This window comes from Thermopolyspora sp. NPDC052614 (genome assembly GCF_040678635.1).
Lineage (GTDB): Bacteria > Actinomycetota > Actinomycetes > Streptosporangiales > Streptosporangiaceae > Thermopolyspora.
In genome coordinates this window covers 104,516-131,437 of record NZ_JBFATZ010000018.1, presented here as the reverse complement: position 1 = coordinate 131,437, position 26,922 = coordinate 104,516, and the positions used below count along the sequence as shown (strand labels likewise).

Below are 26,922 nucleotides of genomic sequence, written 5' to 3'. Positions count from 1 at the left end.
ACACCCTCTCGACCGGACACGGACCAGTCACCTCGCCCGCCTCGAACTGGCAGAAGTCGCTCTCGCAGCCTGAGACGAGTTAACCAGCAGGGTCCGGTGCGGCGCGAGGCCAGGGCCGCAGCCATGCCGTGCGGCTCGCCGCGGAGGGCGCGGACATCATCGCGGTGGACATCTGCCGCCAGGTGGCCACGGCGAGTCACTCCACGGCCACCCCGGAGGACCTCGCCGAGACGGTCCGGCAGGTCAAGGGGCTGGATCGCCGGATCGTGGCGGCCGAGGCCGACGTCCGCGACTTCGAGGCGCTGCGGAGCGTGGTGGATCGGGGCGTGGCCGAGTTGGGGCGGCTCGACATCGTCTCCGCCAACGCCGGCATCGGGTCCTTCGGGGCGGCGGACGAGCTGAGTGAGGCCGCCTGGAAGGACGTGATCGACATCAACCTGACCGGCGCGTGGCACACCGTCAAGGCGGCCGTGCCGCATCTGAAGGCGTCCGGCGGCGGCTCGATCGTGCTCACCTCCTCGGGGGCCGGGTTACGCGCGTACCCGTACCTCGCGCACTACACGGCGGCCAAGCACGGCATGGTCGGGCTGACGCGCACGCTCGCCTTGGAGCTGGCGCCGTTCGGGATCCGCGTCAACAGCGTGCATCCGAACATGGTCAACACGCCCATGCTCATGAACGAGGCGACCTTTCGGGTCTTCCGCCCCGACCTGGAGCATCCGTCGGTGGAGGACTTCGCCGTCGCGGCGCAGGCGATGAACGCGCTGCCGGTGCCCTGGGTGGAGCCGGAGGACATCACCAACGCGCTGCTGTTCCTCGCCTCCGACGAGGCGCGATATATCACCGGCGTGGCGCTGCCCGTCGATGCCGGAGTCCTGCTCAAGTAGCCGCCGCACGTAACCGTTGGTGACGTGACCGCGGGCTCTCGGCGGGTAGGGCTGATGACGCGGCCCCCGGCGTATGAGGTGGGGAGCGGCGGGGGCCGACCGGCACAACGACGGGACTGGACAATCTGTACAGCGATTCGCCGCTTCGGCTGAACAGATTGTGCAGGTCGATCAGCCGTTCGGGGGTCGTGTTGTCCGCTCCGGGCACCGTGCGTTCGCATGTTCACAAGCGACCGGCCGAATGGCGTCGCCCGGCGATACGCGGCCACGGAGGAGACCATGAGCCTTGAGCAGACTCTCACCGACCAGGAACGGCTCGCCGACCTCGACTTCGACCAGTTGAGGCAGTTGGTGGGGCTGGTGTCCTACGACGAGTCCGCCGACCCGTTCCCGGTGACCGGCTGGGACGCGGTCGAGTGGATCGTGGGGAACGCCACGCAGGCGGCCCACTTCTTCCAGTCCGCCTTCGGCATGGAACTGGTGGCGTACTCGGGCCCGGAGACCGGCAACCGCGACCACAACGCGTACGTGCTGCGCAGCGGCGCGGTCCGGTTCGTGGTGAAGGGCGGGGTCGCGCCCGGCAGCCCGCTGCTCGACCACCACCGGCGGCACGGCGACGGCGTCGCCGACATCGCCCTGGAGGTGCCGGACGTCGACCGGTGCATCGCCCACGCCCGCCGCCAGGGCGCGACCGTGCTGGAGGAGCCGCACGACGTCACCGACGAGTACGGCACGCTCCGGCTGGCCGCCATCGCCGTCTACGGGGAGACCCGGCACAGCCTGGTGGACCGCTCGCGGTACGCCGGGCCGTACCGGCCGGGGTACGTGCCGCGGACCTCGTCGTACGTCGGGCGGCCGGGCGCGCCGAAGCGGCTGTTCCAGGCGCTCGACCACGTCGTGGGCAACGTCGAGCTCGGCCGGATGGACGAGTGGGTGGGCTTCTACAACCGGGTGATGGGCTTCACCAACCTCGCCGAGTTCATCGGCGACGGCATCGCGACCGAGTACTCGGCGCTCATGTCGAAGGTGGTGGCGAACGGCAACCACCGCGTCAAGTTCCCGCTGAACGAGCCGGCCGTGGCGCGCAAACGCAGCCAGATCGACGAGTACCTCGACTTCTACCAGGGGCCGGGCGTGCAGCACCTCGCGCTCGCCACCGGCGACATCCTGCGGACCGTGGACTGCCTGCGCCGGGAGGGCGTCGAGTTTCTCAGCACGCCCGACTCCTACTACGAGGACCCCGCGCTGCGGGCGCGCATCGGGGAGGTCCGCGTCCCCATCGAGGAGCTGCACAAGCGCGGCATCCTGGTCGATCGCGACGAGGACGGCTACCTGCTGCAGATCTTCACCAAGCCGATCGGCGACCGGCCCACGGTCTTCTTCGAGCTGATCGAACGGCACGGCTCACTGGGATTCGGCAAGGGTAATTTCCAGGCCCTGTTCGAGGCGATCGAGCGCGAGCAGGCGCGGCGCGGGAATCTTTGACCGCCACCCGTGCGGCGGAAATGACCAGATTAATATTGATATGTCCTGCTTATGTCAAGACAAAGTCTTGACGGTTCATCTCTTGTTCATTTAAGACTGGAGGTATTGGACAAGGAGGACTTATATGCTCTCTGGCTTATTCGGCCGTGGCGGAACCGCCCTTGATTCCGCCACATGTTCATCGCCCGCCGACAAGCCGAGCCCGCAGGACCGACCCCGATCCCGAGCCCAGCGCACCCGCACCCGCATCCGCGTCCGGAGACCCAGCGCCCAGAGCGCGTACCGGCCCGCCACGTGATGGCGTGGATGCCCGCCTTCGCGTTGGCGGCCATCGCGTTCGTGCTGATCAGCGGCGCCAACGACGGGGCCACCCTGATCGGTCTTGGCCTCCGGTTCCCCGCGGTGCCGGGATGGCTGATCGCCTCGCTGCTGGTGGCGGTGCTGTTCGCCGGGCCGTACCTGATGGGGATCGCCGTCGCCCGCACGTTCACCGAGCGCCTGGTCGCGTTCGGGGCGGCGGGCGGCGCGGCGACGTTCCTCGCCGGAGTGGTCATCGCCGTGGTCGTGGTCGCGGTGCTGACCGCCCGCGGCCTCCCGACCAGCCTCACCCTCGCCCTGATCGGCGCGATCACCGGCGTGGGCCTCGGCGCGGGACTGCCGGTGTCCTGGGCCGGGCTGGGCGTGGTCCTCGCCGCCGGCGTCGCCGCGCCGTTCGCCGGTCTGCTGCTCGGCTACCTGTTCGGCTCGCTGTCCCAGCGCGTCCCGTCGTACCGCCGCATGCCCCGTCTCGTGCGGGCCGCCCACGTGCTCGCGTACGGCGTGCAGAGCGTCGCCTACGCCGCCAACGACGGCCAGAAGATGATCGCGGTCGTCGGCGTCGCGATCGCGAGCGCCGCGGGACCGGGCGGCATCGGCGAGATCCACGTCCCGCCGCCCTGGATGGCCGCGCTCACCGCCCTGTTCTTCGCCGGAGCCCTGACCAGCCTCACCCGGGTGGGCGAGCGCCTCGGCCGCGGCCTCGCCATCACCCGCCCCCCGCACATCGTCTGCGCCGAGATGGCGGCCACCGGCGCCGTCCTCGGCAGCGTCGCCCTCGGCTGCCCGGTGAGCATCACCCAGTCGATCGCCGCCGGGGTCGTCGGGGTCGCCGCCCGGGAGGGCCTCGCCCGCGTCCGCTGGCAACACGTCGCCAACATCGTCGTCGCCTGGCTCGTCACCCTCCCCGTCTCGATGACCCTCGCCGTCCTCGCGGGCCTCGCCCTCCGCGCCGCCGGGGGGCTGCGATGACCCGCCGTGTCCGCCGGGGGGTCCGCTGGAGGGTCGGCCGGGGGACCCGCGGAGGCGTCCGCCGCCTCGCCCAGGCATGGGCCGATTTGCGCGGCCACTCCGCCCGGCTGGTCGTCGGCCTCGTCTGCGCCCAGATCGCCCTGGCCCGCTCCGGCGCCGAGCTCGCCCGCTCCACCGCCGCCGACGCCGTGGACCGCTCCCAGGCCCGGGCCGAGATGGCCGAGGTCGAGCACAAGGGGGACGCCGCCCGCGCCAACCTGGTCCGCGCCCTCGGCCGCGTCCTGGTCACCCCCATCGACCGGGAGGACCTCTACCGCCTGTCCCGCTCGGTCGACGACGTGCTCGACCACCTACGCGACTACGTGCGCGAGACCGACCTGTTCGGCCCCCGCGACCTCACCTTCGCCGTGGAGCCCCTCGAGGCCCTCATCGACGGCCTCGACAAACTCGAATCGGCCGCCCGCAAGATGATCGATGCCCCCGCCACGGTGACCACGGCCGCCCTCGCCACCCGCAAGTCCTGCACCCGCCTGCGCCAGCTCCACCAGTCCCGCCTCACCACCCTGCTCGCCGACCCCGTGACCGCCGACCTCCTGCGCGAACGCGAACTCCTCTCCCGCCTCGACGCCGTGGGCCGCCGCCTGCGCGAGGCCGCCGACACCCTCGCCGACGCCATGCTCAAACGCAGCCACTGACCTGCGCGACCACCGATCCGTTCAGCGTACGGTCGTGTCCGTGGTGCCCGTGGGGAACTCCTCGATGCCGAGCACCCGCAGCAGGTCCAGCCGCTCGCGGGTCTCGGCGTCCGCCGGGTTCAGCACCACCAGATGCTGCCGCTGGTCGGGGGTCATGAGGGTCTCGCACTCCATCGCCAGCCGGCCCACCCGCTGATGCAGCACGGTCTTGTGGATGACGCGCCGGACCGCCACCTCATGCTCGGCCCACAGCCGGCGGAAGTCGGCGCTGGCGCGCTGCAGCCGTTCGACGAGCCCGGCGACGACGGGGTCGTCGGCGCGGCGCCCGGCGACCGCGCGCAGGTCGGCCACGAGGGAGCGGCCGTAGTCCTCCCGGTCCTCCGGCGGGTGGGCGGCGCGTTCGGCGGGGTCGGTGAACCAGCGGTAGACCATGTAGCGCCGGTCGCCGGTGAAGCCGGTCTGGTCGCCCATCAGCAGGACGGCCATCCGGTTCTGGGCGAGGACCTCGCCCAGGTCGGAGCTGACCAGGGCCGGGGTCTCACACAGCAGGTCGAGCAGGTGAATCAGGCCGGCGCGGGCCATGTTGGCCGGTCCGTCCGCGGGCGGCGGCTGGTGCCCGGCCAGGTGGAACAGGTGGGCGCGCTCGTCGTCCGACAGGCGCAACGCCCTGGCCAGCGAGCCGAGCAGCTGGGCCGAGGGCTGGGTGCTGCGGCCCTGCTCCAGGCGTACGACGTAGTCCACGGAGATGCCCGCGAGCATCGCCACCTCTTCCCGGCGCAGCCCGGCGATACGGCGGCGCGGGCCCTCGGCGAGACCCACCTCCGCCGGGCGGATCGCCTCGCGACGGCGCCGCAGGAAGTCCGCGAGCTGGTCACGTTGCATGCCCTCATCCTGCATCGTGGTCGGCGAGCCGATCCAGGGACTGACGCTCCCACGATCGGCGCTCCGCTTCCGGGGGCCCGGCCCGGGTGGCAGGCTAAGAGACGAGACAGCGTCATTGAGCGCGGGGGCCGGCGACGTCATTGAGTTCGGGGGTCGGCGACGCGGACACGAACCCCCGCAGGGCCGGACAGAAGCCGTCCGGCCGGGCATGACGGATGTGTGGGAGACGGTGCGATACCCCCGGCGGACTCGTCGGCCAGGGCCGTACCGGCCATATCGACATTGAGGAAGCGATTGTGGACGTGGAAGACGTCGCGATGCGGATCAACGGCGCCGAGGTGAAGGCGTCCGTCGATCCCCGTGTGTCGCTGCTGGACATGCTGCGCGAGACGCTCGGCATGTCCGGCACCAAGAAGGGCTGCAATCAGGGCGCCTGCGGCGCGTGCACCGTGCTGGCCGACGGGGAACGGATCCTGTCGTGCCTGGCGCTGGCCGTGCAGTACGCGGGCAGGGAGATCACCACCGTGGAGGGCCTCGCCGGGGAGGACGGGCCGCACCCGTTGCAGCAGGCGTTCATCGACAACGACGGCTTCCAGTGCGGCTACTGCACCCCGGGGCAGCTCTGCTCGGCGGTGGGCATGGCCGCGGAGGCCGCGCGCGGGGTGCCGAGCTACGTGTCGCAGGATCTGACCGCCGACGAGGTCGTGCTCGACCATGACGAGGTGCGCGAGCGGATGAGTGGCAATTTGTGCAGGTGCGGCGCCCACAACGGCATCGTCGCCGCGATCACCGCGACCTACGGGGCGGCCCGATGAGGCCGTTCACCTATGCGCGGGCCGCGGACGCGGCGCAGGCCGTCCGGCTCCGGGAGGCCCCGCAGGCCGCGTACCTGGGCGGCGGCACGAACCTGGTCGACCTCATGCGGGAGTCGATCGAGGCCCCGGCCGCCCTGGTGGACGTGACCGGCCTGTCGTCGTCGATCGAGGAGCGCGCGGACGGCGGGCTGTCGATCGGCGCGGCGGCCCGGAACACGGCGGTGGCCGAGCACCGCGCGGTCCGCACCCGTTTCCCGGTGCTGTCGCGGGCGATCGTGTCGGGCGGATCGGCGCAGATCCGCAACATGGCGACCGTCGGGGGAAACATCCTGCAGCGGACGCGGTGCTCGTACTTCTACGACGCCGAAGGCGCGCGGTGCAACAAGCGTCACCCCGGCCAGGGCTGTGACGCGGTGGACGGCGTCAACCGCGGCCACGCGATCCTCGGCGCCTCGCCGGCCTGCGTCGCCACGCACCCCTCGGACATGTGCGTGGCGCTCGCCGCGCTCGACGCGGTGGTGCACCTGCGCGGGGCGCGCGGAACGCGGACGCTGCCGCTCACCGACCTGCACCGGCTGCCCGGCGACCACCCCGAGATCGAGACCGAGCTTGAGCCCGGCGAGCTGATCACCGCGGTGGAGCTGCCGCCGCTGCCGCCGGGAACCGTCTCCGCCTACCGGAAGGTGCGCGACCGCGCGAGCTACGCCTTCGCGCTGGTGTCGGTCGCCGCCGTCCTCGCCGTACGGGACGGCGTGATCACCGAGGCCCGGCTGGCGCTCGGCGGGGTCGCGCCCAAGCCCTGGCGCGCCTGGAAGGCGGAGGAGGCGCTGGTCGGCGCCCCCGCCGCCGAGGAGACGTTCCGCGCGGCGGCGCAGGCCGAACTCGCCGACGCCGTCCCCCTGCGCGACAACGGCTTCAAGATCGAGCTGGCCACCCGTACGATCACCGCCGTTCTCGGCCGACTGGCAGGAGGCGCCTGATGAGCACAGCCGGACCTTCGACACAGGACGCGCCGAGGGCGGCCCTCGGCCTGGCGCCCGGCGACTGGGGGACAGGCACATCCGACCCCTTGGCCCGCCCTGGACAGGGGCGCCGTTTCGGCGCCGCCGCGCCGCGCCTCGACGGCCCCGCCAAGGTGCGGGGACAGGCGGCCTTCGCGGCCGAGTTCGCCTACCCGGACATGGTGTACGCCGCGCTCGTGCACAGCACGATCGCCAAGGGCCGGATCACCGGCCTGGACGTCGCCGACGCACGCAGCGCGCCGGGGGTCGTCCTGGTGATGACGCACGAGAACGCGCCGCGGATGAACCCCATGCCCAGGATGCTGACCGCCCCGAAGGCGGCCGGCGGCGACGACCTTCCGATCATGCAGGACGACCGCGTCCACTGGAACGGCCAGCCGGTCGCGGTCGTGCTGGCGCAGACGCAGGAGCAGGCCGATCACGCCGCCTCGCTCATCCGGGTCACCTACGAACAGGAGCCCGCCACCACCTCCTGGGACCAGGCCGTGGCCGACGGGATCACCCCCGGCCTGCTGTTCGGGCATCCCGCCGCGCAGGAGGTCGGGGACGCCGAGGCCGCGTTGCGGGCGGCTCCGGTGTCCGTCGACGCGATCTACCGCACGCCGTACCAGAACCACGCGGCGATGGAACCGCACGCCACGACGCTCAAATGGGACGGCGACGAGCTCATCGTGCACGACGCCACGCAGGCGGTCGCGCACACCGCATGGTCGCTCGCCCACATCTTCGGCATCGCCGAGGAGCAGGTCGTGGTCACCTCCCCGTACGTCGGGGGCGGCTTCGGCGGCAAGGGCCTGTGGCAGCATCAGGCGCTGGCCGCCGCCGCGGCGCGGCTCGCCGGCCGCCCGGTACGGCTCGCGCTCACCCGCGAGGCGGTCTTCAGGATCGTCGGCGGACGCGCCATGACCGAGCAGCGGGTCGCGATCGGCGCCGACGCCGACGGCCGCTTCACGGCCATCGTCCACACCGGCACGGTCGCGAGCGCCAGGGCGAGCGCGCTCTCCGAGCCGTTCATAGCATCGACGCCGCACGCGTACCGGGCCGGCAGCATCAAACTCGGCTTCGACGTGGCCCGCCTGGACATGGTCGCGAACACGTTCATGCGCGCTCCGGGCGCCGCCGTCGGCAGCTTCGCGCTCGAATCCGCGGTGGACGAGCTCGCCGTCGCCCTCGGCATGGACCCGATCGAGCTGCGGCTGCGCAACGAGCCCGAGACGGATCCGATGGACGGCCGCCCGTTCTCCACCCGTCACCTCGCCCAGGCGTGGCGGGAGGGCGCCGACCGCTTCGGCTGGTCCCGCCGCAACCCCGTGCCGGGCGCGGTGCGGGACGGCGAATGGCTGATCGGCATGGGCTGCGCCGCCTCCTCCCACCCCTATGTCCGGATGCCGGGCGGGGCGGCGCGGATCACGCTGACGCGCGACGGCCGGGCCGAGGTGGACGTCGCCGCGCACGACATGGGCATGGGCACCGCCACCGCCCAGACCCAGGTGATCGCCGACCGGCTGGGCCTGGAGCCGGACCGGGTTGAGTTCCGGTACGGCGACTCCCGCATGCCCGGTCTGGTGATGGCCGCCGGGTCCCAGCAGACCGCCTCGATCGGCGCGGCGGTCGCCGCCGCCCACCGGGAACTCGTCGCCGAGCTGATGAAACTCGCCGACGACGACGCCTCGCCCCTGGCGGGTCTCACCCCGGACGAGGTGGGCGCGCTGGACGGCGGCCTCGCCGCCCTCGACGACCCGGACCGGCACGAGACCTACGCCGACATCCTCGCCCGCGCCGGGCGCGACCAGATCGTCGCCGAGGCGGCGGCCCCGCCGCCCGCGGAGATGATGAACTTCTCCATGCACGGCTTCGGCGCGATGTTCTGCGAGGTCCGCGTCAACGCCGTCACCGGGGAGGTCCGGGTCGTCCGCTTCCTCGGCTCGATGGACTGCGGGCGCATCATCAATTCCAGGACGGCGGCGAGCCAGTTCCGCGGCGGCATCATCATGGGCATCGGCCTGGCGCTGACCGAGGAGGTCCTGTTCGACGAGCGCACCGGCCGCATCATCAATCCGAGCTTCTCCGGCTATCACATCCCCGTGCATTTGGACGTGCCGGAGATCGACCTGATCTGGACCGACATCCCCGACCCGCACACCCCGATGGGCGCGATCGGCATCGGCGAGATCGGCATCACCGGCACCGGCGCCGCGATCGCCAACGCGATCTTCAACGCCACCGGCAAGCGGGTCCGCGAGCTCCCGATCACACCCGACAAGCTGCTGTGACGCAGGGCGGCCCGGGATCCTCCCCGGATTCCGGGCCGTTCAGCGGGCGGGCGGCGGCTTGGTCGTACGGGCGCGCGTCCACACCGAAGCCACCGGGGGCCCGTCGTGGCCGCGCCGGTCCGCCCGGGCGATTCTGCGGCGGACCTCGCTCCAGGGCACGGGAAGCTCGTCCGGACGGCAGCGCCACACCGCGAGCGTCGAGGACAGCAGCGCCGGGCGGAGCCGGCGCTTGGCCTCGTGATGGGGGCCCGTCCGGTCGAACCGGGCGAGTTCGGCACGATCGGCCCAGGCGGAGACGACCCACAGGGTTCCGTCCCGTAGATCGGCGCCGAAGGCGTGACCCACGAGCCCGGGAAACCGGGCGAGCCGACGCCGGATACGCAGGGTCCACCACAGCAAACGGGGAAAATCCCGGTATGACCGCAGCGACAGCCTGGCGGCCAGCACCGTGCATCCGGTGGCGGGATCGGGCGGGCCGCCGGTGGTTCTCCACGGCGTCGTCCAGTTGGGCATGCCGTCACGCTAGAGAGGGACGACCCGGCTCACACCGGCGAAATCGCCGGGTACCCGCCGGGCCGTCACTCGTCACGGCCTCGCGCATGGACCCGCGTACGCCCGAGATCCGCGGTGCCCGGCTCAGCCCAAGGACAGACGCGCCAGTTCCGCACGCGAGGCGACGCCCAGCTTGGCGAAGACATTGCGCAGGTGGAAGTCGATGGTCCGCGGGCTGAGGAACATCTGCGCCGCGACCTCGCGGTTGGACAGCCCCTGCCCGACGAACCGCGCGACCTGCAGCTCCTGCGGGGTGAGGTCCTGGACCGTGGAGGGGTCGCGCCTGCGGGCCGTCTCGCCGGAGGCGCGCAGTTCCTGACGGGCCCGCTCCGCCCAGGGGCGCGTGCCCAGATCCTCGAAGATCTCCAAGGCCGCGCGCAGATGGGTCCGGGCGTCCACGCGGCGGCGGGCGCGGCGCAGGAACTCGCCGTAGGCCAGCTCCGTGCGGGCCCGGTCGAAGCGCCGCGCCGAGCGGGCGTGGTGCCGCAGCGCCTGCTCGAAGTGGCCGCGGGCGGCGTCCCCGTCCGCGAGTACGGCCCGGCCGTGCGCGACGAGGGCGAGCGCCCACGCGGCCCCGGTCGCCTCGGCGAACGCGTCCAGTTCCGCGATCCACGTCTCGGCGGCGTCCCGGCGGTCGTCGTGGCACGCCGCCTCCAGCCGGTCGAGGGCCGCCAGGCGGCTCATCACCGGGTTGGCGATCTGCTCCAGGTGATGGAAGGCCGAGGCGGGGTGCGCGGCGGCGTGCACGCCCTTGGCCCAGTGGATCGCGTCCCGGATCAGGACGTCGCCGATGCCCGTCGAATGGGCGGAGGCGACCTGCGTGAGCTCCGCCAGCAGCGTCTCGTAGTCGTCCTCGCCGCGGTGCGCGGCCAGGACCGTCAGCCAGCCCAGCGGCATGCCGGTGAGCCCCGGCCGGTCCATTCCCCGGGCGAGGTTCAGCGCCTCCGACAGGCCGGCCCACGCGCTCGACCAGCGGCCGGTCGCGATCTCGCCGAAGGCGCCGCGGGTCAGCGCGTACAGCACCAGGACGGCGGCGCCGGTGTCGCGGGCGTGCGCGAGCAGCAGGCCGTGGTGACGCAGCACCTCGGCGTCGTCGCCCAGATGGATCGCCGCGATGCCCAGGTTGGAGCGCAGATCGGTGTCGGAGACGGAGTCGGGCACGGTGAACGCCCGGCGCAGCACCGGGGCCGCCCGCGCCCGATCCCCCCGTACCAGGTACGCGAACCCGACCAGCAGGTCGTTGAGGCAGCGGGCGAGCGGCGGATCCTCCTCCCGGTACGGCCCCGCGAACTCCTCCGGATCGATGTCCACCCCGGAGTCCGCGCCGAACGAGGCGAGCGCGGTGGCGAGCATCGCGATCTCGCGGGCGCGGCCGAGGTCGGCCGCCGCCACCTCCCGGGCCGCCTGCATCATCATGCGGTGCCCGAGCCGCGCCGATCCGGTGTTCCACTCCACCCGCGCCCGCAGCCGGTCGATGTCCGACAGCAGCACGGGGTCGGCGGTGCACGGCCGGGCGGCGTCGGCCAGGGCGCGGGCCCGCGCGGGCTGCCCCGCCAGCCACGCGCTGGTCGCCGCGGCCTGCAGCATGCGGGCACGCGGCTCCTCGTGCGGCGTCAGCTCGGCCGCCCGTTCCAGCGCCGCGCACGCCGCCTCGTGACCGCCGCGCCGCCTGGCCCGCTCGGCGGCCCGCTCCAGCTCGCCGACCACCACCTCGTCGGGCTCCTCCACGGCAGCCGCGTGGTGCCAGGCGCGGCGGTCGGCGTCCTGCGGTCCGGTCATCGCCTCGGCGAGGGCGCGATGCGCCCGCCGCCGCTCCGCGCTGGTGGCGGCGTTGTACACCGCCGACCGCACCAGCGGATGCCACAGCTCCAGCTCGGCCCCGCGGACCCGCAGCAACCCGGAACGCTCCACCGCGTCGAGCGCCCGCTCGTCCGCGCCGAGGGCCGCGGCGGCCTGCCGTACCGTCGCCAGACGTCCGGAGTCGTCGGCGGCGGCGACGAGCAGCAGCGTCTGCGCCGCCTCGGGAAGCCGCCGCGCCCGGTCGAGGAAGGCCCGCTCCACGCCCTCGGTCACCGGCAACTGCGCCGGAAGCGGCACCTCTCCGGCGAGCTGGGCCGCCGACAACACGCCGGGCAGCTCGATGAGCGCGAGGGCGTTGCCGCCGGTGTCGGCGAGCAGCCGGTCGCACACCTCCGCGGCCACGGGTACGCCGGCGCGTTCGGCGAGCAGCGTGCGCGCGGCGTCCCGGTCCAGCCCGCCGATCACCAGTTCGGGCAGCCCGCCGCCGTCGAACCGGCGCACGTCGCCGTCCCGCGCGGCGAACAGCAGCGCCACCCGCTCCGCCTGCAGCCGCCGCGCCGTGAACAGCAGCACCGCCGCCGAGGCGTCGTCGAGCCAGTGCGCGTCGTCGATGACGCCCAGCACCGGACCGTGCTCGGCCGCCTCCGCCAGCAGGCTCAGCGCGGCCAGGCACACCAGAAACCGGTCGACGTCGGGCCCCTCCTCCTCGCCGAACGCGACCCGCAGCGCACGCGCCTGCGGCGCGGGCAGCCGCCCGGCGTGGCGAAGGGCCGGACGCAGCAACCGGTGCAGCGCCGCGAAGGCCAGCGGCGACTCCGACTCGATGCCCTGCGTCCGCAGCACCTGCATGCCCTCGGCACGCGCGACCGCGTCCGCGAGCAGCGCCGACTTGCCGACCCCGGGCTGCCCATGCAGCACCAGCGCGCCGCCCCGTGAGGCCCACGCTTCGTCGATCAGGGTCGTCACGGCGGCACGCTCCGACGTCCGGCCATGCAACACGCGGGAAGTTTAGCCAGTTTATGGGGCTATGTGGGTATTCGACCCGGCGCTTGGCGGCCGATGCGGCACCCGCGAACGCCCACGAACGTCCGCCGGGCCCGGGTGCCGTCCCCGGCTCGGCCCCGGTGAACGACCCGGCGAAACTCCCGGTGTGAGAGGGCGGTGACCGGCCGCAATCTCGAAGCGTCACGACCGCTTCCGAGGATCAGGAGTCCCCGATGACTCGCATTTCTCCCCACATCACCTCATTTCGTGTGAACGGCATGTCGTGCGGCCACTGCGTCCGGGCCGTCAGCGACGAGATCGGCGCGCTTGCCGGGGTCGGCGACGTCGACGTCGATCTCGCGACCGGCACCGTCACCGTGACCAGCGACAAGCCGCTGGACCACGCGGAGCTGGCCGCCGCCGTGTACGAGGCCGGCTGCGAGGTGGTGTCATGACCGTCTTCGACGGCCCGCTGGATGTGATCGTCGTCGGCGGCGGTCAGGCGGGGCTCGCCCTGGCCTGGCACCTGAAGCGGCAGGGCATGCGCTTCCTCGTCCTCGACGCCGGGAGCGAGATCGGGCACGTGTGGCGTTCCCGCTGGGACTCCCTCACGCTGTTCACCGCGGCCCGGTACGACGCACTGCCCGGCCTCGACTTCCCCGGCCCGGCCGACCGGTACCCGAACAAGGACGAGGTCGCCGACTACCTGCGCGACTACGCCGCCGCGTTCGAGCTGCCGGTCCGGCTGAACACCCGCGTCGTACGGCTGAGCCGCGCCGCCGACGGCTTCGCGCTGGTCACCGGCGACGGGGAGACCTACCGGGCCCGCCAGGTCGTCGTGGCCACCGGGCCGTTCCAGACGCCGTTCATCCCGCCGGTCGGCGGGCGGCTGGACCCGGCCGTCACCCAGGTCCACAGCTCCGGCTACCGCCGCCCGGCGGACCTGCCCGACGGCCCGGTCCTGGTCGTGGGCGGCGGCAACTCCGGCATGCAGATCGCCGCCGAACTGGCCGCCACCCGCAGTGTCCACCTGTCGATCGGGTCCACCCTGACGACGCTGCCGCAGCGCCCCCTCGGCGTGGACCTGTTCTGGTGGCTCACCCGCCTCGGCGTCGTGACCAAGCCGGCCGACTCCCGGCTCGCCCGGCGCATGCGGGACCGCGGCGAGCTGCTCATCGGCACGAGCCGGCGGGCGCTGCGGCGGGCGGGTGTCGCCTTCCGGCCCCGGCTGGTCGGCGCGGAGGGGACGCAGGCCCGGTTCGAGGACGGCGGCACCCTGCAGGTCCGCAACGTCGTGTGGGCCACGGGCTTCCGGCCCGATTACTCGTGGCTGGACGTGGACGGCGCGCTCGCCGACGGCCGCCCGGCGCACCGGCGCGGCGTGACCGGCGTCCCCGGCCTGTACTTCCTCGGCCTGCCCTGGCAGCACAGCCGGGGGTCGGCCCTGCTGGGGTTCGTCAAGCACGACGCCGCCTACCTCGCCGAGCGGATCACCGCATTCGCCGGGGCGGGGCCGTACCCGAGCGTCGAGCGGGTCGGCTGACCCGGCCGCACCAGGTAAGCCCCCCGGTATCACCACCCGGCGGGATCTCCGCGCGTCACCCCGGCGACCACCCCGGTGAAACCGCCGGTGTGACGCGGAGGCCCGCCCGGCAGCATCGAACCGAGCCCGAAACCGCAGCCCGTGACCCGGAGCCGCTCAGGTGAGCCCACGAACGGCCGCCGCGCTCAGCGGCCGGCCGTCACCCACCATCGAGCACCCCCACCGGCACATCAGGGAGCCCCCCATGACGACATCCACCCTCACCACCTGCGTCCTCGACATCGGCGGCATGACCTGCGCGGCCTGCGTCCGCCGCGTGGAGAAGGCGCTGACCCGGCTCGACGGCGTGGCCGAGGCGCGGGTCAACCTGGCGACCGAGACCGCGACCGTCGGCTACGACCCCGAGCAGATCGACCTGGACCGGCTCACCGCCGCCGTGTCGGCGGCCGGATACACCGGGTCCGTCCGCCACGGTGACGCGACGCCGACGTCGCAACCCCCGCCGTCGCAGACCGCCGCCGAGGACCGCGACGCGCGGCGGGACGCGGAGCTGCGGGACCTGAAGCGCAAGTGGCAGGTCGCGCTGACGGCCGGCCTGTCGCTGATGGTGCTGATGTACCTGCCGCTGTCGCTGGACACGATGGACTGGCTGATGCCGGTCCTGCTGGTGGTCGCGACCGTCGTGCAGTTCTGGGCCGGTCTTCCGTTCTACCGCGCAGCCCTCGCCGCCGCCCGCCACCACACCACGAACATGAACACGCTGGTGGCGCTCGGCACCGGTGTGGCGTACGGCTACAGCGCGTTCGTCACGCTCTGGCCGGGCGTCGCCGAGCGGCTGGGCCTGCCGCTGCACGTCTACTTCGAGACGTCGCTGGTCATCGTCGCGCTCGTGCTGATGGGCCGGTGGCTGGAGCTCAAGGCCCGCGGCCGGACGGCCGAGGCGATCAGGGCCCTGGTCGGGCTGAGGCCGAAGACCGCTCGGGTGCTGCGCGACGGGGTCGAGCGGGACGTTCCGCTCGACGAGGTGGTCGTCGGCGACCTGGTCCGGGTACGGCCCGGCGAGAAGGTGCCGGTCGACGGCGTCGTCACCGAGGGCGCCACCAGCGTGGACGAGAGCATGCTGACCGGCGAGAGCCTGCCGGTGGACAAGACCGTCGGCGACACGGTGATCGGCGCGACGATGAACCGCACCGGCTCGATCGTGCTGCGGGCGAGCGCCGTCGGCCAGGACACCACCCTGGCTCAGATCATCCGGCTCGTCGAGGACGCCCAGGGCGCGAAGGCGCCGATGCAGCGCATGGTGGACCGGGTGTCGTCGTGGTTCGTCCCCGCGGTGCTCGTCGTCGCCGCGCTGACGTTCGCCGGCTGGGCGCTGTTCGGCCCCGACACCGGCCGGTTCACGCTCGCCATCGGGACCGCCATCGCCGTACTGATCATCGCCTGCCCGTGCGCGCTGGGCCTGGCCACCCCGACCGCGACCATGGTCGGCACCGGAAAGGCGGCCGAGCTCGGCATCCTCATCGGCGACGGCGAGGCCCTGGAACGGGCCCGGCGGCTGACCACGATCGTGCTCGACAAGACCGGCACGATCACCCACGGCAGGCCCGCCGTCACCGGCGTGACGACCTGCGGCGACTGGCGGGAGGAGGACGTGCTGCGGCTGGCCGCCGCCGCCGAGCTCGGCAGCGAGCACCCGCTGGGGGAGGCCGTGGTGGCCGCCGCCCGCGACCGCGCCCTCGACGTGCCCCGGGCCGAACGCTTCGCCGCCCTCCCGGGCAAGGGCATCGAGGCCGTCGCGGACGGCCGCCGGATCCTGGCCGGCAACCGCGCCCTGATGGAGGCCGCCGCGATCGACGTCTCGGCGTTCGAAGCGGCGAGCGCGGCGGCGGCCGAGGCGGGCAGGACGCCGATCTTCGTGGCGGTCGACGGCGAGCCCGCCGCCCTCATCGCCGTCGCCGACACGGTCAAGCCGGAGTCCGCCGAGGCCGTCGCCCAGCTCAAGGCGCTGGGCCTGCGGGTGTGGATGCTCACCGGCGACAACGCCGCCACCGCCGCCGCGATCGCCCGCCAGGTCGGCATCGACGACGTGATCGCCGACGTGCTCCCCGCCGACAAGGCCGACCGCGTCGCCGAGCTGCAGCGCGCCGGGCAGGTCGTGGCCATGGCCGGGGACGGCGTCAACGACGCGCCCGCGCTCGCCCAGGCCGACCTCGGCATCGCGATCGGCACCGGCAGCGACGTGGCGATCGCCGCCTCCGACGTCACCCTCGTCGGCGGCGACCTGCGTGGCATCGTCTCGGCCATCGCGCTGTCCCGCCGCACGGTCACGACGATCAAGCAGGGGCTCGGCTGGGCGTTCGCCTACAATGTGCTGCTGATCCCGGTGGCCGCCGGGGTGCTCTACCCGGTGAACGGGCTGCTGCTCGACCCGGTGCTCGCCGCCGCGGCCATGGCGATGAGCTCGGTGAGCGTGGTCAGCAACGCGCTGCGGCTGCGCGGCTTCCGCCGCCCGTCCGGCGCGGCGGCGATCCTGCGGCCGCCGCTGCGCGCCAGGGCCGCCCAGTACACGTACCTGACCGCCATCGCGGCCGTCGCGCTGCTGGTCGGGGCCGGGCTGACCGCGTTGAGCCGTACCGACGCCGCGCAGCGCGGCATGAACGGGGTGCTCGCCTGGAGCCAGGGCATGGGCATGCCGATGCGCCCGGCGATGAGCGTCATGGAGCGCACCGAGGTCGAGCCGGTGAGCACGCACGACGCCGGTCTCGACGTGGACCTCGCCCTTCCCCCCGGCGTACGGCCCGGCGCGTCGGCCCGCCTGACGGTCACCGTGCGCGACTCCGCCACCGGGCAGCCGGTCGAGGACATCACCCGCAGCCACCAGGTGTGGATGCACCTGATCATCACCCGCGAGGATCTGGGCACCTTCGCCCACATCCACCCGGAGCCGACCGGCCGCCCCGGCGAGTACGCGGTGAGTGCGGTGTTCCCCAGCGCGGGACGCTACCAACTGCACACCGAGTTCCGGCGGCTGGGCGAGATGACCGACGTGCTCGACCGGCACGACGTCACCATCGTCGGCGCCCCCGCCCCCGCCTCTGTCCCGGTGACGCCGGGCCCCCGCGAGGTCGTCGTCGGCGGCGTCCGGGTCGCCCTGCACGGCGAGGCCCACGCGGGTGAGCGCAGCGACTTCTCCTTCGCCTTCACCGACGCGACCACCGGCCGCCCCATCGCCGACCTGCAGCCCTACCTCGGAGCCGCCGGCCACGTCGTGATCATGCGCGCCGACGGCGGCACCTTCGCCCACGCCCACGCCGAGTCGTCCGATGAGCGGGGAGAGCCGGTGTTCGCCCTCCCCGGCCAGGAGTTCGGCCCCGAACTCGACCTCCACGTCCGCTTCGACACCCCCGGCGCCTATCGCCTGTGGGCCCAGTTCCAACTGGCCGACGGCCGCGTCATCACCGCCCCCTTTACCATCACCGCCTCCTGAACGAAAGGACCGGTGCCTCCACCACCATCCACTTCGTCACGATCGCCCTCTGGCTGTCGACGACCGCCGTGACCGGCCTCCTGATGACCCGCCGCCGCGCGGTCGCCTGACAGGAGCCGCCGGTCCGATCGGGCAGACCGCGCGAAAGACCCCGGTGAGTGCGAAAGACCCCGGCGAGTGTGGCCTGGCCGCGCTCGCCGGGGTCTTCTTCGCGTCGCCGGGACCGGCCGCCCGGGATCCTGGAGCCGGGGCCGGATGCCGGGCCGACGTAGACTTGCGCCGTGGCACCGAAGGCGCAGCGGACGACGGCATTGCGCGCCGACGCCGCGCGCAATCGGGCGCGGTTGCTGAGCATCGCCCGTGAACTGCTCGCCGCGGGTGACGAGTCGCTCCAGCTGAACACGATCGCCCGGCTCGCGGGAGTGGGCGTCGGCACCGTGTATCGGCATTTCCCCAATCGGGACGCGTTGCTGAAGGCGCTGGCCGCCGAGCGTTTCCGTCGGCTCGCCGACGAACTGCTGGCCGCCGCCGCCGACGAGGACGTGCGCGCCGGGCTGCACCGGGCGATGCGCTCCTCGCTGCGCTACATGCTGGCGGACGAGGGGATCGCGGTCGCGTTCCAATCCTCCGGTGACGGCGACGCGGAGGTCTCGGCGACGTGGGCCGAGGTGACGCGTACGCTCGCGGCCCTGCTGGACCGGGCCCGCGACGGCGGTGTGCTGCGCGCCGACGTCGGCATGGACGACATCCGCCGCCTGCTCTGCGGCGTCGGGCACGCGGTCCGCATCGGCGACAACGACGCCAAGAACGCCGAAATGTATCTCGACATCCTCATCCAGGGCCTGCGCCCGCACGACTGACGGCGGAGCGGGCGTCGTCGGCGGGCCGTCCCACGCCGAGCTAACCGGATAGGTATCCGCTAATGCTATGCTCCCGAATTGGAAACGGATAAGTATCCGATTTGTGGGCGGATCGACGAAGGGAGCCGATCATGGGCAGGCGTGCGGTCGTCACGGCGGGAACCGGAGGAATCGGCCTGGAGACCGCGAAAGGGCTGGCGGCGGCCGGTTACGCGGTGACGGTGGTCGGCCGCGACCCCGGGCGGGGCGCACGCGCCGTCGAGCAGATCAACGCCGTGTCGGCCGAGCCCGAGACGAGATTCGTCGCGGCCGACCTCGCCTCGCTCGGCACCGTGCGAACGCTCGCCGCCCGGCTCGCGGCGGAGGGCCCGCTGACCCTCCTGGTGAACAACGTCGGGGCCATGTTCGTCGACAAACAGCACACCGTCGACGGCATCGAGGCGTCGTTCGCGCTCAACCACCTCTCCCCCTACCTGCTCACCGAACTCCTCCTGGACGCACTGAAGGCCGGCGCGCCGAGCCGCGTCGTCAACGTCACCTCCGGGGCGGCCGCCCGATTCGTCAAGCGCACCTTCGACGCCGTCGAGCCGCCGGGCGGCTACTACGGCTTTCACTGGTACGGCAGGGCCAAGCTCGCCAACCTGGCGTACACCATGGACCTGGCGAAACGACTCCAGGGCACCGGCGTCTCGGTCTTCGCGGCCGACCCCGGCGGCGCCACCACCGAGATGAACAACGGCAGCGGACGAGTACCCAAGATCGTCACCCCCGGCCTCCGCCTACTGTGGCCGCTGGTGCGTCGCACGTTCGAACGACGCGCCGCCACCCCCGTCCCCGTGGCGGCCCAGTCGTCGATCTTCGCCGCCCTCGACGCCTCACTCACCGAGCAGACCGGCCTGCTCATCGACCCCGAATGCCGCTCCGTGGAGCCCTACAACTCCAGCACCGACTCGCGCATGGCCGAGGCCGTACGCAAACTCAGCGAACGCCTCGCGCCACTCGTAGACGCCTGACCCGCGGACACTCACAGCGGCGCGCGGACGTCTTACCCCGTGGGTTGGATCAGGGGCTCGATGCGTTTGACGATCGACGGAACATCGTCGAGGACATGCGTGGCGATGTCCAGGACGGTGGTGAACAGTTCGTCCTCGGCCGCAGGGTCGAATCGAGCGCCGTTAAGTTTGAGGAAGACGTCGGTCGTGGCGAACGCCACCCGTTTGTTCCCATCGGTGAACGGATGCGAGGTGGTGAGGGAGTGCAGCAGGGCGGCCGCCTTTTCGATCAGGGTTGGGTAGGGATCCATGCCGAAGTCCGTCACAGCGGGCCGGGCTGCGGCCGACGCGACAAGGCCGAAATCGCGCACCGTGAGATCGTCGCCCACGAGGCGGCGTCCGATGGCGATTATCTCCTCCGGGGTCAGGTAGCGCATGGTCAGGCGTCGCCGAGGCGGTCGAGAAGGCTTCGATGGTCGTTGGCGGTCTCGTCGGCCAGTTTCAGCACATGCGCGAGTTCCCGGCGCTGGCGGTACTCCTCCAACGCGGTGATCAAGATGGCGTTCTTGGACTGGTGCTCAGCGGCGGCCAGCTCGTCGAGCCAGGCATCCAGATCCTCGGGAAGGCGTGCTGCGAAAGCCATTTCGACTCCTGCCGTACAGACGTCTGATACTGCCAATGATACCAGTTTTGGTTCTACTCTCATCGCCGTCCCCAACCTGCTCCGCCGTCCACGCGGACCGACTGGAGCGCCTGTACCCGTCCGCCCTCAACTGACGCACTGGTCCTCTTGCATCGGCGCGGGCGGAGGAAATCGGCGATCAGGTGTCCGTTGTCGGTGGGCTGGGGGAGAGTTGCGTGGGTAGGTGGGCGGGGCGAGGTCGGGTGTGTCCCGGCGATGGCCCGTCACGGACTCGGTGCGTACGGCTCGCGCCGGCGATCGGCTACCGAAGGGATGGGGAGGGCGATGGCCACCACGGGCTTTCAAGGAGCGATCTTTGACGTCGACGGGGTGCTGGTCGACTCGCCGCATGAGCGGGCGTGGCGGGAGGCGCTGCGTGGGCTGATGGAGGGCGAGTGGGCGTCGATCCGGGAGCGGACCGCCTGGTCGCCGGAGGCGTTCACCTCGCAGGTGTACCAGCAGGTGATCTCCGGCAGGCCGCGGATGAGCGGGGCTCTCGGCTGTCTGGAGTACTTCAAGGTGCCCGACGCCGAGGAGCGCGCGAAGGTCTACGCGGACCGCAAGCAACGCATGATCGTCGAGTTCATCGAGGCCGGGGAGTTCACCGCGTTTCCCGACGCCGTCCGTTTCGTGCTCGCCGTACGGGCGGCGGGCATTCCGATGGCGTCGGCCTCTTCGTCGAAGAACGCCGACCGGTTCCTCAAGCGGATCCGCGTGGACACGTTCGCCGAGAAGGAGGGCCTCGGGTACGACTTTGTCCGTCCGGGCATGTCGCTGTACGACTTCTTCACCGCCGACCTGTCCGGCCGCGACCTCGCCCACGGCAAGCCGCACCCCGAGATCTTCCTCACCGCCGCCGCCGAACTGGGCATGCCCCCGGAGCACTGCTTCGTCGTGGAGGACGCGGTCAGCGGCGTGCAGGCGGCCAAGGCCGGGGGCATGGCCGCGCTCGGCGTCGCCCGCGCCGACGACCGCGACCTGCTGGCCGCCGCCCACGTCGACCTCGTCGTCACGAGCCTGGACGAGGTCGACGTGGGCGCGCTGGCCGCCCACCGGCTGACCCGGCTGATCAGACGGGGAAGTTGGCGCGGATGACGCCGCGCGGGTCCCGCGCGTGCTTGATCGCGCGCAGCCGGTCGAGCGCCGTGGCGGGGAAGGCCGCCTCGGCCGTCTCTCCGCCGCCGAGGAACGTGTACGGCTTGCGCCCGGTGACAACCCCGCCCAACTCGGCCACGAGCCGCCGCTGCCTGTCGTCGATCGCGGCGGCGAGCTCCGGGTTCAGGGCCGGCCCGAGCGTGTAGAGCAGGTACGGCTCGGCCACCGCCCCGGCCGCGCCCCGGTCCGGCCGGTCCTCGGCGAGCGCGCCGCCCAGGTGCCTGACCTGCACGTTGATCAGCGGGTCGATCGGCCCGGCGAGCAGGATCCCCGCCACCTCGTCGTCCAGCCGGGCGAGCAGCTCGGTGCGGGACTTCACCGGCGCCGGGTCGGCCGGATCCTTGGTGATGTCGCCCAGATCCGCCGGCGAGAGCGTGCCACGCGTGTCGGAGATCACGCCCCCGATCTTGTCGAGCCGCGCCAGCAGCTCACGGGCCTCGTCCGCCGTGCCCAGGTGCGCGAGATCCACCGCCACCATCGGCGGCGTCTGCGGGATGTTCAGCCTGCTGAACCACAGCGACAGCTCGGGCGGCGCCTCGGCCGTGATCTCCCGGAAGGCGTCCAGCACCTCGGCCGCCCGCGCCTCCGGCCAGATGACCCGCCCGCCGTACAGGTCGGCCGCCGGATACAGCTCGAACTCGACCTCGGTGACGATCGCGAAGTCCCCGCCGCCGCCCCGCAGCGCCCAGAACAGCTCCGGATCGGACTCGGCGTCGATCCGCCGCCGCTCCCCGTCGGCGTCCACGACCTCGAACGCGCGCACGCCGTCGGCCCCCCAGCCGTACCGGCGGCTGAACCACGACAAACCACCACCGAGGGTATAGCCGGTCACGCTCACCACGGGCGAGGTCCCCGCGAGCCCCGTCAGCCCGTACGGCCCGGCCGCCGCCTGCACCCGCCCCCACGTCACGCCCGCCCCGGCCCGGGCCAGCCGCCGCTCGGGCAGCACCTCCAGGCGGTCGAGCGCGGCGGTGCGCACCAGGATCACGCCCTCGATGTTCCCCGAGGCCCCATGCCCGGACGGTTGGGCGCTCACGCTGAGCCCGGCCCCCCGGGCGTGCCGCACCACGGCGGCCACATCGTCGGCGTTCGCGGCCTCCACCACGGCCGCCACCGCCGACTGCCCGACCGCCCGGTTCCACGGCAGGACGGCGGCGTCGAACCCGTCCTCCCCGGGCAGCAGCACTCGCCCGGAGACACGCCCGCGCAACTCGTTCCCGCTCATCTCGTCCATGGCTCCTTCTCTCGTCACCTTCACGGTGTCCGTCTCGTCCCTGCTATGACGGAACCCGAGCGACGAAGGTGACCGATGGACGAGAAGGAACTGCTGGCGAGCCGGTTCGCCGACCACCGCGACCATTTGACCGCGGTGGCGTACCGGATGCTCGGCTCCCTCAGCGAGGCCGAGGACGCCGTGCAGGAGGCGTGGCTGCGGCTCAGCCGGTCCGACGCGGACGCGATCGAGAACCTGCGCGCCTGGCTGACCACGGTCGTCGGCCGCGTCTGCCTGGACATGCTGCGTTCCCGCGCGGCCCGCCGCGAGGAGCCGCTGCCGGAGGTGCGCCTGCCGGATCCGATCGTCGCGGACGGCCCCGATCCGGAGCGGCAGGCGCTGATCGCCGACTCGGTGGGCCTCGCCCTCGTCGTGGTCCTGCAGACGCTGTCGCCCGCCGAACGGCTCGCGTTCGTGCTGCACGACCTGTTCGGCGTGCCGTTCGACGAGATCGCCCCGATCGTGGGCCGCACCCCGGCGACCGCGAAGAAGCTCGCCAGCCGCGCCCGGCAGCGGGTGCGCGGCGCGGCCCCCGCGCCCGACACCGATCTGGCCGGTCAGCGCCGGGTCGTCGAGGCGTTCCTCACGGCGGCGCGCGGCGGGGACTTCGAGGCGCTCCTCGCCGTGCTCGACCCGGACGTCGAGCTGCGGGTGGACGCCGGTCCCGCGGCGGCGGGCGTACGGGCGCGGGGCGCGGCGACCGTGGCGAGGTCGGCGATCGTCGGGGCGCGTGCGGCCGACCGCGTCCGTCACGTCGTGGTGAACGGCGTCGCGGGTCTCGTGGAGAGCTCGGCGGGCCGCCCGGTCGGGGTGCTCGCGTTCACGATCAGGAACGGCCGCGTCGCCACCATCGACATCCTCACCGACCCGGTACGGCTCGCGCGCCTCGACCCGGCCCTGTTCGAGGAGTGATCGTTCAGGCGGCGAGCGGGAGGCGCAGGACGAACCTGGCGCCCGTGGGATGGTCGGCGGCGTACAGGTGACCGCCGTACCCCTGGGCGATCTCCCGGGCGATGGGCAGCCCGAATCCGGAGCCGCCGGGGTCCAGGCCCTTGGCGGCCTCCTGCCGGTAGAGCCGGTGGAAGATCCGCTCGCGGTCGGCCGGGGGGATGCCGGGGCCGTCGTCGATGACCTCCAGGATCGCCTCGGACGCGTCGGCCGACACCACGATCTCGATCTTGTTGGTGGTGTGCCGTTCGGCGTTGGCGAGGAGGTTGGACAGCAGGCGGGCGAGCCGTACGCGGGAGGCGCGGACCACGGCGGGCCGCTCGTACCGGGTGATGACGTTGCCGCTCGGCGGGTGGGCCTCCAGCTCCTGCTCGACCAGATCGGCCAGGTCGACCCGTTCGGAGGCGGGCGGGGTCCCCGCGTACAGCCGGGCGAGGGTGAGCAGGTCGCCGACGATGTCGTTGAGGCGTTGCACGTCGCGGTGGAGTTTGCGCAGCGTCCGGGGCAGGTCGGCCTCGGGCTCGGAGAGCGCGACCTCCAGCTCGGTGAGCAGCCCGGTGATGGGGTTGCGCAGGTCGTGGGAGGCGTCGAACAGGAAGCGCTGCTGGTGCTCGATGGCCTCCTGTAGGGCCGAGACGGTCTGTTGCTCCTGCCGGTAGGCGTGCTTGAGCCGGTCGCTGAGCTCGATCAGCTCGCGGGTGCGCGCGGAGACGGTGTTCTGCATCTCCTCCAGCCGTATGCCGGACAGGTCGGTGTCGCCGTCGCGGGAGCCCAGCACGTGCCGTACGAACAGGGTGACGTCCTCGGAGCGGTGCACGATGTATCGCACCTTCCCGTCCGGGGTGAGGATCGGGGTGTTCACCAGGTTCCAGTACCGCTCCTCGCGGTCGTCCGCCCGGTCCCGCCGTACAACACGGCCCCGCACCAGCGGCATGGTGTCCGCCTCGCCGGTGCTCAGCACCCGCTCCAGCGAGAGCCGCAGCGCGCCCACGCCCGGCGCGTCGGGATCGCCGCCGGCGTCGGGGTTGGCGGGGAAGGAGTCGAAGACGGGGCGCCCGATCACCTCTTCCCTGGTCCGCCCCGTGGCCCGAAGGTAGGCCTCGTTGACCTCCATGATGAGCAGGTCCGGCGACAGGATCGCGAACGGGGCGGCCAGGCAGTTGAACACGGCCTCGAAGTCCACCTTGGTCTTCATCGCACTCACCCCCGGGAGCACCCATACCCAAATCACCCATAGAGGTACACATAGCCAAATATTAGGACATTTGAGTGTTGGGTGATCGTCGTACGACCGGTGCCGCGGCGATGAGAAGGGACTCTGGCCACCATGGAGCGTCAAAGGCCGGTGGCGGGGGAGGCGAGGGTGAGGTCGGCGCCGGTGTCGGCGTCACGCGGCGGCCGCCCGATGCCGTACCAGTCCAGGCACAGAACCGTGGCGTCGTCGCGTAGGCGGCCGTCGTTCGCGTGAAAGACCGCCCCGGTCAGCGCGAGGGCCGCCTGACGCGGGTGCAGATCACGGGTGCTCACCATCAGACCGGGCAGGTCGACGCCGGACCCCAGCATGCCGTCGGTCAGCAGCATCACGCGGTCACCCGGGCGCAGTTTGAAGGGCTGAGCCGTGTACGAGTGCGGAAATGGAATGCCGAAGGGGAGATCCGGTTCGAGCAGGACCTCCTCGACGTGGCCCTCGCGCAGGCGCAGCGGCGGGAGATGCCCCGCGTTGACGATGTGGGCGAGGCCCGAGCGCAGGTCGACGCGGATCAACTGCCCGGTGGCGTACAGGTCGGGGATGTTGTGGTGCTCGCGCATCGCCGCGTCGGCGCGGCGGGCCTGCTCCTCCAGGCCGGCCCCCACCCGCCGACCGCCCCGCAGCGCCGCGAGCAGCAGCGCGGCGCCCAGCGCCGCCTCCACGTCGTGCCCCATCACATCGGTCAGCGACAGGTGCACGGCATCACGGTCGAGGGCGAAGTCGAAGGTGTCGCCGCCGATGTTGTGCGCCGGCTCCAGCGCGCCGGACACGGTGAACTGGTTGGACTCGCACGTCAGCGCCAGGGGCAGCAGCTGGTGCTGGACCTCGGCGGCCAGGGCCAGCGGGGTGCTGCGCCGGCCCCACTCGTACAGGTCGGTGAAGCGCCGGTTGGCGATGACGACGTACGCCAGCGCGTGGGCCGTCCTGCCGATGCGGTCCAGCGTCGCCGGGGCGGGGTCGTCCGGGCAGACGACCTCCAGGATGCCGATCGAGTCGCCGCGGTTGGTCACCGGGGCGAGCACCTGCACCGAGCCATTGTCGAGCCGCCGCCGGTACCGCCGCTGAGTGCGGAGCACCTGGTCGTAGAGGGTGTCGGCGAGCGGGATGCGCTCGGCCTCCAGCAGTTCCTCCAGGCAGCCACTCACCTGCACGGTCGGCGCCATGATCGCGGCCAGGCGTACCACGGAGTGCCCGGAGAAGTCGGTGAGCAGGAAGGACACCGCGGTGGCGCCGAGATTGCGGCGCAGGCCGGCCGCGACCACGTCGATCGCCGCCTCCGGAGGCGCGTTCTCCGCCGCCGTCAGAATCTCGTCGATGTCCATCCGCTCAAACGAGGGAAATCGCCCCATACGTGGTGGACTACCCGTTATTGGCCGTCGCGCTCATCCGGATGGCGGGCCACGCGACGCCCACCGCCGACCCGGCCGCCCCGGGCCTCCGGGGGAATGGCATGGCGTTGGATGTCCCAGGGTTTCTCGTAGCGCCGCGTGAGGCGGGAATGCAGGTCGGTGAAGGCGAGCTGGCTGGCCGTCGCGAGCGGGCCCTGGCCGGAGTAGGCGGAGCTGCCGGGCGGAGGGGATGGGCGCGGCGCGGGGGCGGGACCGGCGCATGCGGTGAGTGCGAGCAGGACGGCCGGTAGTAGGGGGAGTAGGCGGCCTGCGGACAGCGCCCGGACCGATGGGGAGGCGGTGCGGTGGGCGCGGGCAGGAGTCGGCGGCGGCGACACTGTGAGGATCATAACGGGGAGTGCCGATCGCGTGCGGAAACGGGTGCCCGGGGCTTGGCCGACCAGCGGTGCCGGTGGTGACCGCTGTGTGAAGAATTCTCGCATGAGGCGGGCGTGAAACAGAATTTCGGCAGGCTTCTCGGTCATCTTTCGGCGGGTCCTGAAAGAAAACCGCTCACGCTCCGAATCGGCTGATCGGCGGGGCATGTCATGAACGTGTATTGGTCCCTGCATCGCGTTTGACCAATGCCATCGGTCATGTGAGAGTCGTCGGGAAATTGCGCCACTCCTCGTACGCAGCAGCCGATGCTCGTGCCATGCGACA

The 26,922-nt window shown here is 72.5% G+C and carries 22 protein-coding genes and 1 pseudogene; 14 read left to right on the top strand and 9 right to left on the bottom strand.

Annotated features, from left to right (window positions below; genetic code table 11):
* Positions 1 to 104: 104 nt before the first annotated feature.
* The 4 genes and pseudogenes from AB0K60_RS30175 to AB0K60_RS30160 form a co-directional block, all read left to right on the top strand.
* Positions 105 to 887, top strand: a pseudogene (locus tag AB0K60_RS30175) (mycofactocin-coupled SDR family oxidoreductase); the annotation flags it as partial.
* A 279-nt stretch (positions 888 to 1,166) separates the two neighbouring features.
* Positions 1,167 to 2,372, top strand: coding sequence for a 4-hydroxyphenylpyruvate dioxygenase (gene hppD / locus AB0K60_RS30170; RefSeq protein ID WP_364062634.1), 1,206 nt, complete (start codon positions 1,167 to 1,169; stop codon positions 2,370 to 2,372).
* A gap of 306 nt (positions 2,373 to 2,678) precedes the next feature.
* Positions 2,679 to 3,659: an inorganic phosphate transporter gene (locus tag AB0K60_RS30165; RefSeq protein WP_364062631.1), complete on the top strand. Its 981-nt coding sequence runs from the start codon at positions 2,679 to 2,681 to the stop codon at positions 3,657 to 3,659.
* Complete coding sequence (locus AB0K60_RS30160; RefSeq protein WP_364062628.1) at positions 3,656 to 4,354, top strand: DUF47 family protein; 699 nt, start codon at positions 3,656 to 3,658, stop codon at positions 4,352 to 4,354. The genes AB0K60_RS30165 and AB0K60_RS30160 overlap by 4 nt, the downstream gene beginning before the upstream one ends.
* Before the next feature lie 21 nt (positions 4,355 to 4,375).
* Here the strand turns inward: AB0K60_RS30160 and AB0K60_RS30155 are convergent, their stop codons facing one another.
* Positions 4,376 to 5,236 carry a helix-turn-helix transcriptional regulator gene (locus AB0K60_RS30155; protein WP_364062625.1) on the bottom strand — a complete coding sequence of 287 codons (861 nt, stop codon included), beginning with the start codon at positions 5,234 to 5,236 and terminating at the stop codon, positions 4,376 to 4,378.
* A gap of 302 nt (positions 5,237 to 5,538) precedes the next feature.
* On the opposite strand from AB0K60_RS30155, the gene AB0K60_RS30150 reads away from it, so the two are divergent.
* Genes AB0K60_RS30150 through AB0K60_RS30140 form a run of 3 tightly spaced genes read left to right on the top strand, consistent with a single transcriptional unit; the run spans position 5,539 to position 9,346 of the window.
* Positions 5,539 to 6,051, top strand: coding sequence for a 2Fe-2S iron-sulfur cluster-binding protein (locus AB0K60_RS30150; RefSeq protein WP_364062640.1), 513 nt, complete (start codon positions 5,539 to 5,541; stop codon positions 6,049 to 6,051).
* Positions 6,048 to 7,031 (top strand): xanthine dehydrogenase family protein subunit M, encoded by a 984-nt coding sequence (locus tag AB0K60_RS30145; RefSeq protein WP_364062622.1) that lies wholly within the window; start codon positions 6,048 to 6,050, stop codon positions 7,029 to 7,031. The genes AB0K60_RS30150 and AB0K60_RS30145 overlap by 4 nt, the downstream gene beginning before the upstream one ends.
* Positions 7,031 to 9,346: a xanthine dehydrogenase family protein molybdopterin-binding subunit gene (locus AB0K60_RS30140; RefSeq protein WP_364062619.1), complete on the top strand. Its 2,316-nt coding sequence runs from the start codon at positions 7,031 to 7,033 to the stop codon at positions 9,344 to 9,346. Before AB0K60_RS30145 ends, AB0K60_RS30140 begins: the two co-directional genes overlap by 1 nt.
* Before the next feature lie 39 nt (positions 9,347 to 9,385).
* Here AB0K60_RS30140 and AB0K60_RS30135 read toward each other — a convergent pair whose 3' ends face one another.
* The gene (locus tag AB0K60_RS30135; protein ID WP_364062617.1) at positions 9,386 to 9,859 is read right to left on the bottom strand and encodes a hypothetical protein; all 474 of its coding nucleotides are present in this window, start codon (positions 9,857 to 9,859) and stop codon (positions 9,386 to 9,388) included.
* A 123-nt stretch (positions 9,860 to 9,982) separates the two neighbouring features.
* Positions 9,983 to 12,697: an AAA family ATPase gene (locus AB0K60_RS30130; protein ID WP_364062614.1), complete on the bottom strand. Its 2,715-nt coding sequence runs from the start codon at positions 12,695 to 12,697 to the stop codon at positions 9,983 to 9,985.
* A 218-nt stretch (positions 12,698 to 12,915) separates the two neighbouring features.
* On the opposite strand from AB0K60_RS30130, the gene AB0K60_RS30125 reads away from it, so the two are divergent.
* The 5 genes from AB0K60_RS30125 to AB0K60_RS30105 all read left to right on the top strand — a co-directional run bounded on the left by AB0K60_RS30125 (position 12,916) and on the right by AB0K60_RS30105 (position 19,585).
* Positions 12,916 to 13,137: a cation transporter gene (locus AB0K60_RS30125; RefSeq protein ID WP_364062611.1), complete on the top strand. Its 222-nt coding sequence runs from the start codon at positions 12,916 to 12,918 to the stop codon at positions 13,135 to 13,137.
* Complete coding sequence (locus AB0K60_RS30120; RefSeq protein ID WP_364062608.1) at positions 13,134 to 14,225, top strand: NAD(P)/FAD-dependent oxidoreductase; 1,092 nt, start codon at positions 13,134 to 13,136, stop codon at positions 14,223 to 14,225. The genes AB0K60_RS30125 and AB0K60_RS30120 overlap by 4 nt, the downstream gene beginning before the upstream one ends.
* 244 nt (positions 14,226 to 14,469) lie before the next feature.
* Entirely contained in the window at positions 14,470 to 17,712 is a 3,243-nt protein-coding gene (locus AB0K60_RS30115) for a heavy metal translocating P-type ATPase (RefSeq protein ID WP_364062605.1), read from the top strand.
* 281 nt (positions 17,713 to 17,993) lie between these two features.
* On the top strand, positions 17,994 to 18,572 hold the full coding sequence (locus AB0K60_RS30110) for a helix-turn-helix domain-containing protein (RefSeq protein WP_364062602.1): 579 nt from the start codon (positions 17,994 to 17,996) through the stop codon (positions 18,570 to 18,572).
* A 131-nt stretch (positions 18,573 to 18,703) separates the two neighbouring features.
* Positions 18,704 to 19,585: an SDR family NAD(P)-dependent oxidoreductase gene (locus AB0K60_RS30105; protein ID WP_364062599.1), complete on the top strand. Its 882-nt coding sequence runs from the start codon at positions 18,704 to 18,706 to the stop codon at positions 19,583 to 19,585.
* Positions 19,586 to 19,617: 32 nt separating this feature from the next.
* Here the strand turns inward: AB0K60_RS30105 and AB0K60_RS30100 are convergent, their stop codons facing one another.
* The gene (locus tag AB0K60_RS30100; protein WP_364062596.1) at positions 19,618 to 20,001 is read right to left on the bottom strand and encodes a type II toxin-antitoxin system death-on-curing family toxin; all 384 of its coding nucleotides are present in this window, start codon (positions 19,999 to 20,001) and stop codon (positions 19,618 to 19,620) included.
* A gap of 2 nt (positions 20,002 to 20,003) precedes the next feature.
* Positions 20,004 to 20,207, bottom strand: coding sequence for a ribbon-helix-helix protein, CopG family (locus AB0K60_RS30095; RefSeq protein WP_364062593.1), 204 nt, complete (start codon positions 20,205 to 20,207; stop codon positions 20,004 to 20,006).
* Positions 20,208 to 20,531: 324 nt separating this feature from the next.
* On the opposite strand from AB0K60_RS30095, the gene AB0K60_RS30090 reads away from it, so the two are divergent.
* Complete coding sequence (locus AB0K60_RS30090) at positions 20,532 to 21,341, top strand: HAD-IA family hydrolase (RefSeq protein WP_364062590.1); 810 nt, start codon at positions 20,532 to 20,534, stop codon at positions 21,339 to 21,341.
* Here AB0K60_RS30090 and AB0K60_RS30085 read toward each other — a convergent pair.
* Entirely contained in the window at positions 21,316 to 22,635 is a 1,320-nt protein-coding gene (locus AB0K60_RS30085) for an FAD-binding oxidoreductase (protein ID WP_364062587.1), read from the bottom strand. The genes AB0K60_RS30090 and AB0K60_RS30085 overlap by 26 nt on opposite strands.
* Before the next feature lie 75 nt (positions 22,636 to 22,710).
* On the opposite strand from AB0K60_RS30085, the gene AB0K60_RS30080 reads away from it, so the two are divergent.
* The gene (locus AB0K60_RS30080; RefSeq protein WP_364062584.1) at positions 22,711 to 23,586 is read left to right on the top strand and encodes a sigma-70 family RNA polymerase sigma factor; all 876 of its coding nucleotides are present in this window, start codon (positions 22,711 to 22,713) and stop codon (positions 23,584 to 23,586) included.
* 4 nt (positions 23,587 to 23,590) lie between these two features.
* Here AB0K60_RS30080 and AB0K60_RS30075 read toward each other — a convergent pair whose 3' ends face one another.
* From AB0K60_RS30075 to AB0K60_RS30065, 3 genes are all read right to left on the bottom strand, one after another.
* The gene (locus AB0K60_RS30075) at positions 23,591 to 24,817 is read right to left on the bottom strand and encodes a PAS domain-containing sensor histidine kinase (protein ID WP_364062581.1); all 1,227 of its coding nucleotides are present in this window, start codon (positions 24,815 to 24,817) and stop codon (positions 23,591 to 23,593) included.
* A 140-nt stretch (positions 24,818 to 24,957) separates the two neighbouring features.
* Positions 24,958 to 26,193 (bottom strand): PP2C family protein-serine/threonine phosphatase, encoded by a 1,236-nt coding sequence (locus AB0K60_RS30070; RefSeq protein WP_364062578.1) that lies wholly within the window; start codon positions 26,191 to 26,193, stop codon positions 24,958 to 24,960.
* A gap of 44 nt (positions 26,194 to 26,237) precedes the next feature.
* Positions 26,238 to 26,609 (bottom strand): hypothetical protein, encoded by a 372-nt coding sequence (locus tag AB0K60_RS30065; protein ID WP_364062575.1) that lies wholly within the window; start codon positions 26,607 to 26,609, stop codon positions 26,238 to 26,240.
* Between the last annotated feature and the right edge of the window lie 313 nt (positions 26,610 to 26,922).

Coding starts and splice junctions, on each gene's coding strand:
- hppD (WP_364062634.1), top strand. CDS start 1,167: ATGAGCCTTGAGCAGACTCTCACCGACCAGGAACGGCTCGCCGACCTC.
- AB0K60_RS30165 (WP_364062631.1), top strand. CDS start 2,679: ATGCCCGCCTTCGCGTTGGCGGCCATCGCGTTCGTGCTGATCAGCGGC.
- AB0K60_RS30160 (WP_364062628.1), top strand. CDS start 3,656: ATGACCCGCCGTGTCCGCCGGGGGGTCCGCTGGAGGGTCGGCCGGGGG.
- AB0K60_RS30155 (WP_364062625.1), bottom strand. CDS start 5,236: ATGCAACGTGACCAGCTCGCGGACTTCCTGCGGCGCCGTCGCGAGGCG.
- AB0K60_RS30145 (WP_364062622.1), top strand. CDS start 6,048: ATGAGGCCGTTCACCTATGCGCGGGCCGCGGACGCGGCGCAGGCCGTC.
- AB0K60_RS30140 (WP_364062619.1), top strand. CDS start 7,031: ATGAGCACAGCCGGACCTTCGACACAGGACGCGCCGAGGGCGGCCCTC.
- AB0K60_RS30135 (WP_364062617.1), bottom strand. CDS start 9,859: ATGCCCAACTGGACGACGCCGTGGAGAACCACCGGCGGCCCGCCCGAT.
- AB0K60_RS30125 (WP_364062611.1), top strand. CDS start 12,916: ATGACTCGCATTTCTCCCCACATCACCTCATTTCGTGTGAACGGCATG.
- AB0K60_RS30120 (WP_364062608.1), top strand. CDS start 13,134: ATGACCGTCTTCGACGGCCCGCTGGATGTGATCGTCGTCGGCGGCGGT.
- AB0K60_RS30115 (WP_364062605.1), top strand. CDS start 14,470: ATGACGACATCCACCCTCACCACCTGCGTCCTCGACATCGGCGGCATG.
- AB0K60_RS30105 (WP_364062599.1), top strand. CDS start 18,704: ATGGGCAGGCGTGCGGTCGTCACGGCGGGAACCGGAGGAATCGGCCTG.
- AB0K60_RS30100 (WP_364062596.1), bottom strand. CDS start 20,001: ATGCGCTACCTGACCCCGGAGGAGATAATCGCCATCGGACGCCGCCTC.
- AB0K60_RS30095 (WP_364062593.1), bottom strand. CDS start 20,207: ATGGCTTTCGCAGCACGCCTTCCCGAGGATCTGGATGCCTGGCTCGAC.
- AB0K60_RS30090 (WP_364062590.1), top strand. CDS start 20,532: ATGGCCACCACGGGCTTTCAAGGAGCGATCTTTGACGTCGACGGGGTG.
- AB0K60_RS30085 (WP_364062587.1), bottom strand. CDS start 22,635: ATGGACGAGATGAGCGGGAACGAGTTGCGCGGGCGTGTCTCCGGGCGA.
- AB0K60_RS30080 (WP_364062584.1), top strand. CDS start 22,711: ATGGACGAGAAGGAACTGCTGGCGAGCCGGTTCGCCGACCACCGCGAC.
- AB0K60_RS30075 (WP_364062581.1), bottom strand. CDS start 24,817: ATGAAGACCAAGGTGGACTTCGAGGCCGTGTTCAACTGCCTGGCCGCC.
- AB0K60_RS30070 (WP_364062578.1), bottom strand. CDS start 26,193: ATGGACATCGACGAGATTCTGACGGCGGCGGAGAACGCGCCTCCGGAG.
- AB0K60_RS30065 (WP_364062575.1), bottom strand. CDS start 26,609: ATGATCCTCACAGTGTCGCCGCCGCCGACTCCTGCCCGCGCCCACCGC.